Origin of the sequence: Shewanella sp. M16 (assembly GCF_018224605.1) — a bacterium.
Taxonomy (GTDB): domain Bacteria; phylum Pseudomonadota; class Gammaproteobacteria; order Enterobacterales; family Shewanellaceae; genus Shewanella; species Shewanella oncorhynchi.
On record NZ_JAGTUL010000022.1, the window covers coordinates 20,490 to 36,864 of the forward strand.

General features: G+C 42.8%; 14 protein-coding genes. 12 read left to right on the plus strand and 2 right to left on the minus strand.

The window, feature by feature from the left end; genetic code table 11:
- Positions 1-3 precede the first annotated feature (3 nt).
- Entirely contained in the window at positions 4-1,053 is a 1,050-nt protein-coding gene (locus KFE26_RS15040; RefSeq protein ID WP_212600896.1) for a chemotaxis response regulator protein-glutamate methylesterase, read from the plus strand.
- A gap of 108 nt (positions 1,054-1,161) precedes the next feature.
- Here KFE26_RS15040 and KFE26_RS15045 read toward each other — a convergent pair whose 3' ends face one another.
- The gene (locus KFE26_RS15045) at positions 1,162-2,796 is read right to left on the minus strand and encodes a diguanylate cyclase (RefSeq protein WP_028759909.1); all 1,635 of its coding nucleotides are present in this window, start codon (positions 2,794-2,796) and stop codon (positions 1,162-1,164) included.
- A gap of 391 nt (positions 2,797-3,187) precedes the next feature.
- On the opposite strand from KFE26_RS15045, the gene KFE26_RS15050 reads away from it, so the two are divergent.
- The 4 genes from KFE26_RS15050 to KFE26_RS15065 all read left to right on the plus strand — a co-directional run bounded on the left by KFE26_RS15050 (position 3,188) and on the right by KFE26_RS15065 (position 6,279).
- Entirely contained in the window at positions 3,188-3,868 is a 681-nt protein-coding gene (locus tag KFE26_RS15050; protein WP_173496900.1) for a bifunctional 2-polyprenyl-6-hydroxyphenol methylase/3-demethylubiquinol 3-O-methyltransferase UbiG, read from the plus strand.
- Entirely contained in the window at positions 3,858-4,919 is a 1,062-nt protein-coding gene (locus tag KFE26_RS15055; protein WP_212600897.1) for an HNH endonuclease, read from the plus strand. Before KFE26_RS15050 ends, KFE26_RS15055 begins: the two co-directional genes overlap by 11 nt.
- Positions 4,920-5,247: 328 nt before the next feature.
- Positions 5,248-5,676, plus strand: coding sequence for a hypothetical protein (locus KFE26_RS15060; protein WP_212600898.1), 429 nt, complete (start codon positions 5,248-5,250; stop codon positions 5,674-5,676).
- A 21-nt stretch (positions 5,677-5,697) separates the two neighbouring features.
- The gene (locus KFE26_RS15065; RefSeq protein ID WP_212600899.1) at positions 5,698-6,279 is read left to right on the plus strand and encodes a hypothetical protein; all 582 of its coding nucleotides are present in this window, start codon (positions 5,698-5,700) and stop codon (positions 6,277-6,279) included.
- A gap of 97 nt (positions 6,280-6,376) precedes the next feature.
- Here the strand turns inward: KFE26_RS15065 and KFE26_RS15070 are convergent, their stop codons facing one another.
- Positions 6,377-7,987: an ABC-F family ATPase gene (locus KFE26_RS15070; RefSeq protein ID WP_212600900.1), complete on the minus strand. Its 1,611-nt coding sequence runs from the start codon at positions 7,985-7,987 to the stop codon at positions 6,377-6,379.
- A gap of 675 nt (positions 7,988-8,662) precedes the next feature.
- Here KFE26_RS15070 and KFE26_RS15075 point away from each other — a divergent pair.
- The 7 genes from KFE26_RS15075 to KFE26_RS15105 all read left to right on the plus strand — a co-directional run bounded on the left by KFE26_RS15075 (position 8,663) and on the right by KFE26_RS15105 (position 16,333).
- Positions 8,663-9,259 (plus strand): VF530 family DNA-binding protein, encoded by a 597-nt coding sequence (locus tag KFE26_RS15075; RefSeq protein ID WP_212600901.1) that lies wholly within the window; start codon positions 8,663-8,665, stop codon positions 9,257-9,259.
- Between the two features lie 756 nt (positions 9,260-10,015).
- Positions 10,016-10,204, plus strand: coding sequence for a hypothetical protein (locus KFE26_RS15080; protein WP_249195761.1), 189 nt, complete (start codon positions 10,016-10,018; stop codon positions 10,202-10,204).
- 551 nt (positions 10,205-10,755) lie between these two features.
- A complete protein-coding gene (locus tag KFE26_RS15085) occupies positions 10,756-11,724 on the plus strand; it encodes a helix-turn-helix transcriptional regulator (RefSeq protein WP_212600902.1) in 969 nt (322 codons plus the stop codon).
- A complete protein-coding gene (locus KFE26_RS15090) occupies positions 11,721-12,914 on the plus strand; it encodes an EAL domain-containing response regulator (RefSeq protein ID WP_173496905.1) in 1,194 nt (397 codons plus the stop codon). Before KFE26_RS15085 ends, KFE26_RS15090 begins: the two co-directional genes overlap by 4 nt.
- 3 nt (positions 12,915-12,917) lie before the next feature.
- Positions 12,918-13,217: a hypothetical protein gene (locus tag KFE26_RS15095; RefSeq protein ID WP_212600903.1), complete on the plus strand. Its 300-nt coding sequence runs from the start codon at positions 12,918-12,920 to the stop codon at positions 13,215-13,217.
- Positions 13,207-15,111, plus strand: coding sequence for an ATP-binding protein (locus tag KFE26_RS15100; RefSeq protein ID WP_212600904.1), 1,905 nt, complete (start codon positions 13,207-13,209; stop codon positions 15,109-15,111). The genes KFE26_RS15095 and KFE26_RS15100 overlap by 11 nt, the downstream gene beginning before the upstream one ends.
- Positions 15,112-15,298: 187 nt before the next feature.
- Complete coding sequence (locus tag KFE26_RS15105; RefSeq protein WP_212600905.1) at positions 15,299-16,333, plus strand: sensor domain-containing diguanylate cyclase; 1,035 nt, start codon at positions 15,299-15,301, stop codon at positions 16,331-16,333.
- The last annotated feature ends 42 nt before the right edge of the window (positions 16,334-16,375 follow it).

Below are 16,375 nucleotides of genomic sequence, written 5' to 3' on the forward strand. Positions count from 1 at the left end.
GTTATGACGATCAAAGTGTTAGTTGTTGACGATTCTGCGCTGATGCGCAGCTTGCTCGGTAAAATGATTGAGGCTGACTCTGAACTGTCTCTGGTTGGGCTCGCTGCTGATGCCTTTGAGGCCAAGGATCTGGTGAATCAATTTCGCCCCGATGTGATTACCTTAGACATCGAAATGCCTAAAGTAGATGGTTTAACATTTTTGGACCGCTTGATGAAAGCCAGACCCACTGCGGTAGTGATGATTTCATCGTTAACCGAGCAGGGCGCGGATGCGACCTTTAATGCCTTGGCCTTAGGCGCGGTGGATTTTATCCCTAAACCGAAATTAGACTCGCCCCAAGGTATCCATGATTATCAGGATTTGATTTTAGATAAGATCAAATCTGCCGCGAAAGCCAAAATCATCAAGCCGCAGAAATTTGTTGAGCCAGTACGCCCTGTTTCAAGTAAGCGACCAGTATTGGCCAATACAACCCTGACTCAGCATTTAGTCGCGATAGGCGCATCTACTGGCGGTACTGAAGCCATTCTTTATGTATTACAACATTTACCCGCGGCTATGCCGCCGATAGTGATCACCCAACATATGCCAGCGGGGTTTACCCGCACTTTTGCTGAACGTTTAAATCGACAGTCACGGATCACTGTCAAAGAAGCTGAGCATGGGGAACGACTCTTACCTAGTTATGCCTATGTTGCACCAGGGGATCATCACCTTGAGATCATCAAAGTGGGTGGTAGTTATAAAGTCAAATTAACCCAAGATGAAAAGGTCAGTGGCCACAGACCTTCGGTCGATGTGATGTTTACGGCCTTGGCCCAATGTGCCGCGCCCAATATCAGCGCGATGATTTTAACCGGTATGGGCAAAGATGGCGCCGAAGGCATGGTGGCGCTACACCAAAAAGGCGTCACTACATTTGCCCAAGATGAACAAAGTTGTGTGGTATTTGGCATGCCACGAGAAGCAATAAAGTGCCGTGCAGTAGATTATGTGGTGGAGTTATCGCAGATGCCGAGCAAGCTCATTAACCATTTAAGCTCACTGTGACCGCCCACGCTGAGTGGGATTAAAAAGTAACGAATAGAGCGTGAGTCTCGCAGGAAGAGCATTACGCCGAACTGATTTGTGCGCTGCAGTGGCTCATTCTGTTTAGGGTTAGTCAGTCGTAGAAACCACGAGCTGATTTCTACCTAAACGCTTAGCTTCGTAAAGGTTTTTATCTGCCAGTAACAGGCAATCTTGAAATTCTTCACATTGATCCGAAAAGGCTAAACCGCCGCTGAGCGTCACCTTAAATTCGACGCCATCTTCAACAAATACGATATGACTAAAGCTTTCACGGATCGCATTCAACTTGGCAATCGCCAGTGGTTTTTGCATATCTGGCAGCACTAACATAAATTCTTCACCACCGTAGCGGCCGGTAAAGTCAGTTTGACGTAAGGATTGTTGTAACAGATGGGCAAATGCCAACAACACCTTATCACCACCGGAATGACCATAAGTATCGTTGACCTTTTTGAAGTGATCTAAATCGAACATAGCGATACAAACTTGAGAGTTAATCCGTTTCGCTACGTTAAAACAGCGTCTCGCAGCCACCAGAATTTGGGTATGATTTAACAGCCCAGTTAAGCTGTCGCGACTAGCCGAACTGCGAATATCATGACCCCGTTGCGCACGGGAAATCACCTGCGCGACGAATAAACTCGGCGCGGTTTGCTTTGAAATTAAGTCATCTGATCCCGCTTGTATGATGCTGACTTTATTTTGCATCGTATCATCAGAGCTCAACACGAGAATTGGGCTCGAGGTGTATTTGTCCAATTGACGGATCATCTTTGCCAGCTCAAGCCCGTTCACCTCTGGCATGTACAAATCGAAGATAAACAGATCGGGCTCAAATTGCTCAAGGGCAGGCAAGACTTGCTCGGCACTCGATAACCCTTTTACCATCAAACCGTGACTGCGTAACAGACTTGAAAAGTAATCCACCATAGATTGTTGATCATCCACCAGTAACACCTTCAAGGGCTGTTTCTCTGACATTTTGAGGGATTGATGGATTTTGCGCACCAATAAAGTGGTCTCAGCGGGTTTGACAAAATATTCGCTGACATTGGCACGAATGGCCAATAGCCGCATGTCAAAATCCCCCCGCGAGGATAAAACAAACACTCGGGTATTATTCTTCTCAAACTCAGTGGCGGCTTCGAACAAGGCCTCTTCAGTCCAATCGGGTAGAATTAAATCTAATAAAATCAGATCAAAGGGCGTTTTATTTTGCACTACCAGAAAGCTCGTGAAATTTAAAAAATGCTGCACACTAAAACCGAACTCTCGCAGCTGCTTTGTGATCATAGCGCCGACATTACCATCGTCTTCTATGATGGCAATATGGTGCTCATGGCGCGCCTTTGATGGTTTATAGGGGCTTTGCTGCATTTGCGCCTCCACTACCGGCGCCGACGGTTGGCCGCGCATATTGTTTTGTAACAACTGGTGGAAGAGGGTATCTAAGCCTTTGATCGTAGGAAGTTCGGGGGCTGGCGCATTGAGCAGCCCCTTAAGCAGCAACTCCAGTTTATCGACTATGTGTTTGGTATCTGACAACCCAAAGGTCTCGCTCGACCCTTTTAAGTTATGCACCTCTCGGTATACGGCAGACAGCATGTGTGCGTCCCAATTTTTACGCAATGAAATCCACAAGGTAATGATTTGTTTCTTTTTATCCGGCAGTGCATGTAGAAACTGTCGTTTAAGTTGCTCTAACGAATCTTCAAAACTCATAGGCAATAGATATCCTAAATAATTGAGCCCTAGGTCTTAATCTCTATGTAGACGCTACGCCAAGACGTTAAAACCCGTTTACTCCCACACTGAAATGGAAACTACTCTGGAGAAGCATGTAACAGATTCAATCAATTGCACTTATCTTTACACTCACTCATAGAGTGTAAACCACTACAAAAAAAACGATGGGGAAATGCTGAGATTGCATAGGCATTGATAAGAATATTGGGTCGAATAGCCGAAATCAGCACAGTGATCGCGAACAGTATAATGCTAAATATTTTATGCAAAACAGCATGATAATGATGGCATGTATTTTTTATCAAATACGACTGTGATAAGTTAGCGTCTGTAAAAACAATCACTTGTTGCAAAAGGATCGTTGTCAGTGAGCACAGTGTTTTATAATGACCACGCCGAAATACTCGCGGCACAGTATTTGTCTAAAACCTTTGAAGAAGTGCATTCGAGTTGGTTGCATCATCTTTTGCCTCTACTTACTAAAAATACATTGTCGATATTGGATGTGGGAGCTGGTTCTGGCCGGGATGTATATTATTTAGCCGAAAAAGCACAGGGCAAAAAGACACAAATTATTGCAGTCGAACCTGCGGTTGTTTTAGCGAAAATGGGGCAGGTGTTAACTCGGGATCTACCCGTGCGTTGGATTGAGGATGGTTTACCTCAGTTGCAAAAAGTGGTTGGCCTAGCGCAACAGTTTGATCTGATTTTACTCAGCGCTGTGTGGATGCATTTATCTCCCTCAGAGCGCCCACTTGCACTAGCAACACTCTCACGCTTACTCAATTCGACTGGACTTTTAGTCATCAGTTTGCGCCATGGCCCAAGCCCCGATGCGCGCGTTATGCACCCAGTCAGTGCCGATGAACTGCTCACACTTGCTGCAGATTGTCAGCTACGACTTTTAGATTTGAGCCAAGATGAAACCGATAAACTCGGTCGCTCACAAGTGCATTGGCAGACGTTAGTTTTTACACCCAAACTGATGCCAAACGTAAATGCACCTGAAGCAAGCGTTATTATTCAGGAGCGACTGAATGCCGATTGATGCGAGAAGACAAGTTGAATTTATTAGCTATTTACAACGTCTGTTAGTTGAAGGGGATTTCGTTGCAACTTACAAATTTGCCTTACTGCATGCGATCGCCGATATCTGTATCGAACGGCCATTAATACTCAATGCCGAGCCTGCGCTGAAAACCGCGATCAGTATTGATGATTTGGTAGAGAAGTTTATTGAACTTTACTGGCAACACTCTTTGCCTTTTGGTGCCAATGATGGGTATTTTGTCCTGATCCAAAATAGTGGAAAGCAATCAGCCTTGATCAACAGTTTGATTGAACTACGCCATCAAGGTGTTAACAGTCTATCCCAGTTAAAAGCGCATCTTAGTTATCCAGCTTTATTGCGTAAAACGCGCGGCACCTTTAAAGATGGCCCCTTATGGCGCTTACAAAACTTGTCACGTAATGAGGAATGTTTCCTTTATCCCCATGATAAAACAAAAAATTACATCGAGTTGAATCCGGGTATCGCATTTTGCTTCAGGCGATTTCACGATTTAGTGGTGTCATTGGCTCGTACTCAATGGGTACAAAAAATCGCCGAGTTTCCAGCAAATCAGGTCATTATAGGCAGTAAAGGCAATTTAAGTGAGTTTCTGTTTGGTAGCGACAGACAGACGATCACCCATGCTAGACCTGTACTGCTTGATATTCAAAAAGGCCAATGCTTCTATTGCCAAAAATCATTAAAAGAAACAGGCGAAGTGGATCATTTTATCCCTTGGGCACGATATCCTAATGATTTAGGCCATAATTTTGTCCTCGCACATAGCAGTTGTAATAATCAAAAACGCGATCATCTTGCCGCTCAGCACCATAACGATAACTGGTATGAGCAAAATATTATCCAGCATGGCCAAACGTTACACTCTGAACTCAGTCGATATTTCGTCTGTGAGAGTGATCGTTCTGAAGCCATTACGACGTGGGCTTATCAGCTTGCAGGACAAAATCGCTCGCCTCTCTGGCTCGATAAAAAGACCTTTGTGCCTTTTAATGCATTAGACAATGACCTGTCAAATACAGCAATTTAGAGCATGCTCACAGTTTTATGGCACTTATTTTTAGCACTTGCCAAAGGTCGAGTGATCTTAAAGCATTTGTTCCTGCAATTGAGTGAGCAACGCTGCCAAGCTAAAGTAATCGATGAGCTATTTACATGTTATCTTGGTGGCATTACATTTTATCTTCATTGATTTTGTTACCTGCTGATAGTAAAGGTTTACTTCCTGCTAAGGTAATTGATTTCAAAAAAAATAAAGAGTATTTGGTGGACATATATGGCGCACTCGTTCAGTGACAACAAGCAGATGAATGCATCATGGAATTTATTGATAATACATGTCTAGTTTTGGAGGTTCGATGATGAAATCGATTTTCTTACTGCTCATATCTGTGCTTGTGCTGATAGGTTGTACAACGCCTAAATCGCCGAGTGAAGTGTATGACGAGTACAATGCTAAGGTACAGCAGGGGATAAGTTATCAAGAGGACAAGGCTTACTATACCCAACGTAAGCAAGCGGATGTGGAGTCTAAGTTCCCGCAGTATATGCAGCAGATGAAGCTGTCCCGCGATGAAGTGATCGCATCTTATCTTTCATTTTCAAAAGCCGCGGCCAAGTGCAAAGCACTCACCTTAGTGTCGCAGGTGATCGAAGGGGATACGGCCGTTCTTGAATATGCACAAAAAGATCTCTGTGGTAATGCATCGGAGGCGAATGAAAAACAAAGAATTAGCATGATAAATGAAGGTGGTTGGAAAATTGATGAGCTCCAAATTAGTCTCTAAATCATTTGGAATGTCGTATCTATGACAGGATTTTATGAGTTTTTTAGCCTGCCAAACGGAGTTGAAGTTACTTGCCCCCATTGTGCTGGCTGCGCCACTTTTACCTTTGCCCATGTTTTTCGTTTAGAGAAAAAAGATGTGCATTTATTTGAGGGTAGGCAGTTTGAGATCAAGCTGTTTAATCAAAGATTTGCCCATAAATGGCCTGGAGTGCTGTTTTTCCCTCCGCTATTGGATGCTTCTTGGCGGGAAAAATTGCCAGAAAAATACCAAGGTACTTCGACTTGGGAACATAGGGCAAACAGTGCTTTTACAGATGGTACAGATCTTGGTTTTATTTGTAGTTATCAGTGTATGGCAAAACAGAAACATCGACTTGAATGGCCCAATGACGCATTTTATTCCCTTGAGTTTAAAGGTCATTCACTTTGGGCATTTAATAAACAGATGATGCTTCAGATCCGTGATTATATTCAAGCCAAAGATCGCGATGCGGTATTCGAGTCTGAGCCGATAGTCATTCGACATTTGCCGACAATTTTTAAACTGGCTAAAAATCGCGAGATATTGGTTAAAAAAATTAATAAGCTAATGAGTAACTAGTCAGATTTAGCCCAACAAAAAGTCGTCACAGGATAACCAATGACGACTTTTTAATGCGATAACGCTGGGTTAATCGGCGTAAGTTAGCCGAATAACATTACGCGCTCTTTCTCGCTTCCATTTCAGCTTGGCTTGAAAGGTACTCATCGAATGTACCTTGGAAGTTAATCACTTTTTTATCTTTAATATCAATGATACGTGTTGCGAGTGACGATACAAACTCACGGTCATGACTGACGAATATCAAAGTGCCTTCAAAATCTTTCAACGCATTATTGAGTGCTTCGATGGCTTCCATGTCCATGTGGTTAGTCGGTTCGTCCATGATCAGCACATTGATATCTTGCATCATTAACTTACCGAATAACAAGCGGTTTTTCTCTCCGCCTGAACAGTTACGGGCTTTCTTGTTCGCGTCATCTTCAGTGAACAACAGACGGCCTAACATGGCGCGTACCATAAGATCGTTGTGCTTAGGTTGGCGCCACTGTGACATCCAATCCATTAATGTGTAGTCATTATCAAATTCGTCACTGCTGTCTTGTGGACAGTAGCCGATTGATGCGTTTTCTGACCACTTGATCACGCCTTTATTATGTTCTAAATCATTGACTAAGCAACGTAGGAAAGTGGTTTTACCCACGCCGTTTTCGCCGATAATCGCTAATTTTGCACCGGCTTCGAGGATTAAGTCGCCGCCTTCGAATAACAGCTCGCCATCAAAACCGTGGGCCAAATCTTCGAGGATCAGTGCTTGGCGATGCATTTTTTTGCCCGCATCGAAACGAATAGAAGGGTGGATACGGCTGGATGACTTCACTTCATCGAGTTTGATCTTGTCCATTTTTTTCGCGCGCGAGCTGGCTTGTTTCGCCTTAGAGGCATTGGCACCGAAGCGGTTGACGAAGTCTTGCAGTTCTTCGATCTCGGCACACTTCTTGGCGTTACCCGACAATAATTGCTCGCGGATCAAAGACGATTGTGCGAGGAAGTATTCGTAGTTACCAGGGTAAATGCGCAGTTCGCCGTAATCGATATCGGCCATGTGGGTACATACGGCATTCAAGAAATGCCTATCATGGGAAATAATGATCATGGTGCATTTGCGTTTGTTCAACTCGGCTTCTAACCAGCTAATGGTATGTATGTCCAAGTTGTTGGTTGGTTCGTCGAGCAGCAGAATATCTGGATTGGCAAATAGTGCTTGTGCCAACAATACCCGCAGTTTCCAACCCGGTGCGACTTGTTGCATTAGGCCGTAATGGAAAGATTCTTCAATACCCGCTTCGAGCAGAATTTCACCGGCGCGGCTTTCGGCGCTGTAGCCATCCATTTCGGCAAATTCACTTTCAAGATCGCCAACGCGCATGCCATCTTCTTCGGTCATATTCGGATTGGCGTAGATTGCATCGCGTTCCTGTTTGACTTTCCACAGGGCAACATCCCCCATGATCACCGCATCGATCACACTGTATTGTTCAAACGCGAACTGATCTTGGCTTAGGGTACCGACTTTTAAGCCGGGCGTGATGGACACATTGCCAGAGGTTGGCGCTAACGCTCCGCTGAGGATCTTCATAAAGGTCGATTTGCCACAGCCATTCGCGCCGATCAAACCATAGCGGTGACCATTGCCAAATTTCGCTGAAATGTTTTCAAACAATGGCTCAGGGCCAAACTGCATCGTGATGTTCGCGGTAGAGATCAAAGGAGCTTTCCTAGGTATTTGCTAACGGGGATTGTGACAAACAAGCCTCAAAATGAAACATGCGCTTCACCCACTCTAAGCCAAAACATTAAAGTTGGGATAATAAGGTCGCGGAGTATACAGACTAAGGGCTAAAGATGCGAGCAAGGATGTGATGCGCAGCTATAAATCGAGCCGTTTCAGTTGCGTTTATTTTGAGGCTGACCCAAGGCATTAGCGGATCATAGGTAAAATTTAGAAACGGGTTTGAGCTTGATGCTGAGTTCATACCTGTTAGCGTGATATCGCGGATATGTAGATTAAAACTGTCAGCTGCGGCGTATTTTCTTTGCCTTAAAGCCGATGCCAAACCTCGCTAGCGCAAATAAAAGAAGGCGTTTAGCTTATTTACCGTTATTATTCCCGCAGTTTTGTCGAGCAGCAGATTTTACGGCTAATATTTAATGGCTCAGTTTGGAGGCTTTAGGTCCTTAGGATTTAAGATCTAAGCATCACGAGCAATAAGGCTTAACGCCCTATGCTATTGCTGTAGCAACGTCAGTGGCTTATAACTTCATAACTTGAGTGATTTCTCTAATCGCGAATTTTAGTAGCGAATTGAGTCACTCGTTTAACAACTCAAAACCGTAAACTAATACAGTAAAATCAGCCAATAGGGCTGAACTTGGAATTCCCATGATTGAAGAGCAACAGAACAACCCATTACACGGCCTCAAACTCGAAACAATGATCACTGAGTTAGTCGATTTTTATGGCTGGAAAATTTTATACGCGGCATTAAAGCTAGGTTGTTTTAACACCAACCCGACCATTGAGGCCTGTATTATTTTCCTCAAGAAGACTGAGTGGGCGCGGGAGAAAGTGGAAAACTTTTACCTGTATCGATTCAAGCGTATGCCTAAAGCCATCGGTGAGCAGTTTGATCTTAAGCCACGCGAACGAGGTTTTGCCTCAGGTATCGCGCCGCGTAAACCGATGGAACTCACCATAGAATCTATCGCTAAAATGCAGGCACAAGCTAGCGCCGAGTACGAAGCGGGTAATAAACGTCCTAACTCTGGTTATGGCTCAGGTAAGAGCTTTGGTAATGGTTCAGGTAAAAGCTCAGGCAAAAAACCTACGGGTGGACGTGGCACCGGCTCTGGATATGGTTCATCGAATAGCAACTCACAGCGCCGCAGCGAACCCCGAAACGATTCAAGAATGGCTGAGCGTTCAGGACCAAGCCCATCGACGGATGATAACGATCCGTGGGGCACTAAACGCGGCTAATTCCATGTCTGCCGAATTGAGTGGGCATGGTTTTTCACAGGCGTTAGTTTTACATTCGTTATTTACAGTGACTAACCTCAGCTTGCTATTTTCGTACCCGTAAAAAATTAGCTCTGGTATGAGTTAGCTTTTGTAAGAGTCGTTTTGAAGTCATGGCTCTAGTTGTATGATAGAACATCTGATTTATCGCCTGATTTAAAGAGAAGAGGTTAGCTGTTGAATACAGCCAACCTCTTTTTTATGATTAACTATTCACTTTATTGCATTGAAGTGAGAAAAATCTCGGGGATTATAGTTTTAGATTTGCATATCTAGTGCATAACCAGTTAATTCATCAATTTGCAATCAGATGGTGCCGGTTGCTCATGTTTACGACCAATACCAGCGCCTTTTCTAACACCTGTGCTTTATACTTTGTGCCTTTTGTTCATCTTCGTCGCTTAAATGTCCAGAGTTAACGTCAAGGTGTTTGACGATACAGCTCCAAGGTAACCATTTAACTGTTTGATTATCATTGGGTAAGTAGTTTTAGCCGTCTTGCTCCACCAGCATTCCCTGTTGCCAAACGCCGCTGCCGTCATTCAGCGCCAAGGGATATTTCAATCACTACTATATGCGAACTGCGGTTAGGCTTAGCGGTTGGTATTCGTTTGTGTCTAATGCGGGATAACTTAAGTTTGCCTGACATAGCTGAAAAACTGATAATGAGCCCAACCACCCACCTTAAAAGGTGTTTGGCCGAGATGGATTTAAACTTTGGCCAACTTGCCGATATTTGCTGATGAGACCCGTTTAATCAAAGCACGCTATGACTTAGCGACACCTGCGCAAGATGCCCACAGTATTACCACTTCTTTATTCTTCAGCGACGCCAGTGATTATAGGCGTTCCTTTAAACGCTGGACTGGCCCATTACCCACTTATTTTCGCAGCTGGCTTGCTTAAGCCATAAGCCATTAAAAACTATCCTACTTATATCTCTAAGCTGATACTGTCGCTGTTTGCCTATTCCAAACACGAATAACCATGCATAAAAAACGTAGATAAGTGAGAAAAATCCCGAGGTTATATCCCATATTTTGAATATTTAGCGCATAAATAATCAATTTAGCGTTTTATGGCCATTGCTGGTGAATCTTATATTTTATGCGTTTTATAGGAGGGTCTGTTGATTGCGGTTTTATCTATGATGCAATGATTTAACCGAACGAATAACTAGACACTTTTTTCCATCGCTTTTTTGACTGTGCCATGGTCTCAGATAAACAATGGCATTTATACTCGTTTTCCTATTGCAAAAAACGTGGTGAATAAAAGGCTGAGATGGAGGAACTGAGTGATGAGTGACGAAAAAATCACTGGACTTTATTTCATCGAGAAACTTCAACGCATTTGGATTACTTTTACATTTAGACATCCAGAGCCAGTAGATGACATCGACCATAAGACGTATATGGAGCTGCTAGATAAAATAAAAAATTCAGATGGAACGCGATATGATTTGTACACCTATCTCCTATCAAAGCAAAACAAGTGCACAGACATTCTCCAATTTCTTAAAACACACCAGAACTGAGAATAATCTATCTCAAGAAGATTTATGTAGTCTGCTCAGGCAAAAAAGCTGCCTGTTCGATATGCTAGATTCCATCACTATTAGCCGTTGGGAGCGGGGCGTTAACATTCCATCCCTAGCTAAACAGTCTGAAATCGTTGAAATATTTGGCTCTGAACTGTTTGATATTTATCGGGAGGATAAGAAATTCATCAACGAAGGTTTAGCGTTAATTAACCTTTTTGCATCGACCATAGAACGCAGTGATCATCCGTACTACCGTAATACTCCTTATCGTGTCGAGTTTATCGAAAGCCACCATCAAAACTTTATGACCCTGCTGCAACTCAGTTTGGTTTATGAAAGTAACCCGCGTTTATCCTTTGTGAGCCGTAAGTTGTCTCAACCTTTTTTTCGTGGACTCTCATTGGTGGTGGCTTTTAGCTTTGGGGATCAAATCATTGGACACAGTCTATTCTGCCGCACTCAAGGCAAAATTGCCCTCGAATTTATGAATGATGAGGTGGACTTATTTGAGGTCATTAACCATAACAGTCAAGCTTTGCCAGATACCTTAATGGTGTTCTCCTCCTTTGGCGTAACGCCTTATATTGAAAATTATATGATGTCTGTTTATCTCAATGAATTAGCCACGAGTCGCTCACTTAAGTTTTTGAGTTTTAATATCTGCGATGAGTCACTAAAACGAAAATTGACGCAATTTAAGTTGCCCATATTTAAAGTAAGAACGATAGAAGGCGGCTTCAAACCAGTCAAAAACTATTCGTTTTTCTCCAGTCGCACAGAAGTCATGGCGAATCGTAATTTACTCAAGCTTTCTGTTATCCCTACATCCAAATCCCAGACGATCGATCCCATTTTCTTTATGCAGTTAGAGACCAATATATGAATATTCTCATCATAGATGATCAACGCTTTATTAGAGAAACCATGAAAGCTGATATCCATAAGTACTTAGCAGAGGACAATGTGGAGATCTATGAAGCCAGTAATGGTAATCAAGGAATTGAACTGATCTTAGCTGTAGAAGCAAAACTTGATTTAGTCATTTTAGATTTAAAAATGGATCAAGGTGACGGTATTGCGGTGATTAATATGTTGGCCTCCGAGCCCCGATTTACTGCCATTCCGATTGCGGTGATAAGCTCCTCGGATAAACGGACTTTAGAACTGGTGGATAGCATTATCACGGGTTTGAAACTCAACTTGCTTGGCGTATTTGCTAAACCTATCAATGTGAATGACATTTTAACGCCATTGCTAGACGCCTCCGACGATAGAAACCGTGCCCATCAAGATGAGTCTATCGTGCAAGACATGGCGGCGAATATCAATGTGCGGCAATTGCTCAAAAATGAACAATTAATTTTGTGTTATCAGCCTAAGATTAACCTTAAAACAAAGGAGATCATCGGTTTTGAAGTGCTTTCGCGGCTTTGCGATCAATCCAATGGCTATATTTATCCCGACGTTTTTTTGCCACTGGTGAATCAGCAGGGGCTAAATAGCTTGTTTTCGCGGATGGTTATTTCCCAAGCATTGCAATGTTGGTCGCGCCAACCGTTATTAATGGCGTTTGCCCTGTCGATTAACATTACTGCAGATGATTTGACCTGTGATGAACTCATTGAGTACATCATCGAATGTGGTCGTGAGTATAAACAAATCCATTTGATTTTAGAGCTCACCGAATCACAGGAAATCATTAACCAAGATAGAGTACTTAACTCTATTGCACGGCTGATCATCAATAATATTGATATTTCCCTCGATGATTTCGGTAAAAGTTATTCTACTTATGATCGTCTTGATGCCATTCCCTTTAAAGAGATCAAAATTGATAAAAGTTTTGTCTCCGATATGGATATCAATCACCAACATTATCTCATCGTAGAGTCCACCATCGCGCTTGCGCAGAAGATGCACGTAAAGGTGGTTGCAGAAGGCGTTGAGACAAGTGCAATAGAGTTAATTCTCTCTGAGTTGGGGTGTGATGTTGCCCAAGGTTATTTGTACAGCCCCCCGATTGAAGGTCGTTATCTTATTGATTGGATTGCTCAATATAATAGGAGTGCCTAATGTATGAATGCTAATACTGAGTTACCCAAGGCCTTATCTGTATTCTTTGAACAATACAACCAAGAACAGCAATCGCGACTGCGATTGACACTGATTGCTGAATTACAGCGAATGCGACTTGGGCTAGAACAATATGAGTCCTCTGACAGTATCGAAGGCCTGAAACATCAATTTACGGGTATTGCGCGCTACTTGCAGCTTAAAGATATGCTGTCTGTCATGGATGTTTGCGAGCGAGAGCAGTTTGAACATCAGTTATGCAGCTTGCTAAAGGCCGTAATGGATTACGCTAATGAGCTTTAAATATAGCGCTTGTATCAATATGTTCAGTGGCTTATGGGTCACTCTGTTGGTGCTGTGGTTAACCTTGTCCCACTCACGTTATGAATTTGACTCCATTTACAATAAAAAAGCAGAAGCGGTTTTTACTTCTTCACGGGATATGTTCTTACAACATGAAATTATGTTGGATGCGCTAAAATCGTTTTTTTATGCTTCGAGTGAGGTAACGTCACAGGAATTTGAGGTTTTTGCTAAGGACTTACTGAAGATCAAATCTGCTGTCGCTTTTACACTGACCCCCGAACTTGAACTGGCCTATATCTCTGATCAGACAATGGCGCCAGAACTTAAGCCACTTAAATTAGTCAAGAATAGTAAAGGGGAACTTCAGGCTAGCCTTGCCGATTACACGTTAGCAGTTGTTAATATCGATGGGCCTAATATGCTTTATTTAGTCTATGCCATTTCTCATCAGCGGATATTAGCGCGGATTGAGCAGGAGCAGGGTGTATGTATTAGCTATCAATTTGAACAATCGTTATTGCAAAGTTCATCCTGTAACCATGAGTTTTCCACAGGCATATTTTCAATGTTTAGCTACACAGATAGCCGAACTTTGGATATTCCTGGATACCAAACCCGTGTGAATTTACGCATAGAATATCAAGTGCCACAAAAAGAGGTTGTCGAGCTAATCGTGATTATCTTACTGATAGCTTCTCTTGGTATTACTCTGTCTTTTCTTTTGTACTTTAAGTCTAAAAATCAGCATATTGTAGAGCAGATTAAGCTCGATAATCGATCTAGATTAGCAGTACTTTCCAGCATAAATCATGAGATCCGCACTCCTATCAATGCCATTCTTGGCTACAGTCGCATGTTAAAAAAAGCGCGCTCACAACCACAAAAACTGGACGAAATTATCGATAAAATGACCTGGTCAGCTAACTTACTTTACTCGGTTGCCGAAAATACGTTGAATTACAGTAAGGCTGAAGCTGGGCAGTTAAAATTGAATCGGCATTTAGTCAATTTACACGAATATCTGAGCAATATTGAGGATTACTATCGTGCTTTTAGTGCGACATCGGGTAAACGTTTAAAGGTTGTCGTGAATGAGTCTCTGCCGAAGTTTATCGAGCTCGATGGGACTAAGTTATTCCAACTCATGACTAACATTATCAATAATGCCTTTAAATACAGTACGGGTAGCGAAGTGCATTGTTATATGGACTTACGCCTTAAACGTCACCATAAAGACCATAGTCCTATGCTTAGGGTACTGATCCGCGATTTTGGTGAGGGAATGTCAAAGGAAGCGCAGCGCGCTTTAGTTGATCCCTTTATGCACGCATCTAACTCATATACAACAACATCGGGCATGGGATTAGGACTCTATACTTGTAATCGATTGCTTGAGCAAATTGGCGGTAAGTTTATGTTGCGCAGTCAAAAGGGCAAAGGCACCACAGTGCTGTTACATTTTCCCTGCCAACTTACCGAGGTGAAAGAACGATTAACGATTCAATATGATCAACAAAAAGTGTTAATCATAGATGATAATCTGTTTAACCTTGAGATTTGCAAAGCCATGCTAGAGCACTATCATTTTCAAACCTTCAGTGTTGATAACGCCGCGCAAGCACTTAAGATGTTGATTCACTCATTGCCACATATTGTTATTGTGGATTACCGTTTACAAGATATGAATGGCTTGCAACTTATCAAACAGATGCAACAAACATTACAAAACCTTGCCAGTGATACCCAGCTTGAGCATCACTGTCGCTTCTTTTTGCTTTCAGCTAATGATAGCGATGATATTCCTGAGTTAGCATTATTCCCTGAGGTACATTTCATGCAGAAACCTTTTAGTGCTGAAATATTTCTCAGTAAATTGGCCGTAAAATCGTAAATTATCAAAGTATTGGATCTGATTTTTAAAGCTTATTTGCCGAATGTGTGGGATTTACATCGCGGTAGAGCCAATCCCGTTGCGGTAATATGGGGGTAAAGACAAAGACGCTGTGATTAGTGTAGAACGCTGCTAATCTAAACATGTCGGAGATCTTCTCTAAAAGCGTCATTGCTAGGAATAATCGATGGAAAAAGAATCTCTTGAGTCTGTTTACCCCTTTTTAACCGAAGCCTTACGGCTAAGCGAGAATGGCCTCGCTGTTTTGGACAAGCACAATCATTTTATCTTTTATAACCATACCTTTGCGAAAATGTTTGGTTTTGTTGATCAAGACATGGCTGGCCGGCATTTTGACGACATGATGCACTTTGCCTTTACCCATAAGCAAGGGCCTAAAATTGATCATGAAACCATAGAGGAATGGCTTGAACTTATTCATGCGAATCAACGTAAATCAGCTTTTCGACGTTTTGAAGTGGATCTGGTCGACGGTAGCTGGTTGCAACTTTCTGAGCAGGTTTATCACAATGGCGATATGGTCATTGTTTGCACCGATATTACCCAGTTAAAACAGGTCGAATTTGCCCTAAGGAATGCGCAGACTGAGTTGAATCGACTCGCACTCACCGATGAATTAACCGGTATTGCCAATCGACGGCATTTTTTCCAGCAGTTAGAGCATGAAATCAAACGCTTGAGTCGTCTACAGTTACCTTTGTGCCTTGTCATGATGGATATCGATTATTTTAAACTCGTTAATGATCGCTATGGGCATCAAGTGGGTGACAAGATATTGCAGCATTTTACCCAATTTATCAGTGCTCGCACGCGCCCATACGATATCTTTGGTCGCTTCGGCGGTGAGGAATTTGCGCTATTACTGCCAGAAACGTCGGTCGATGTCGCGCAGAAAATTGTGACGCGTATGATGTTAGCGCTTGCGAATGAAGATATTTCAGCGATAGTCGCCGATTTTCACTATCAATTTTCGGCAGGAGTGAGTGCGTTAACACCTGTGATCACTCATCATGCCATCGAAGAAAACTGCGGTATTTTAGCGCTTCAGTCTGTACCTTCACCTATTGAAATCGGGAGTCAGTGCCGTTCAGATGCTGAAAAGCTGGTGGCCGAGGCCGATAAAGCCTTGTACCACGCTAAAACTACGGGGCGAAATCGTGTCGTGGTTTGGGATGATGTGATATTAACGGCTAAAACTTAACGAACTCTGTGGTTGACGAAATCTAAGCATCGCGATACCAAA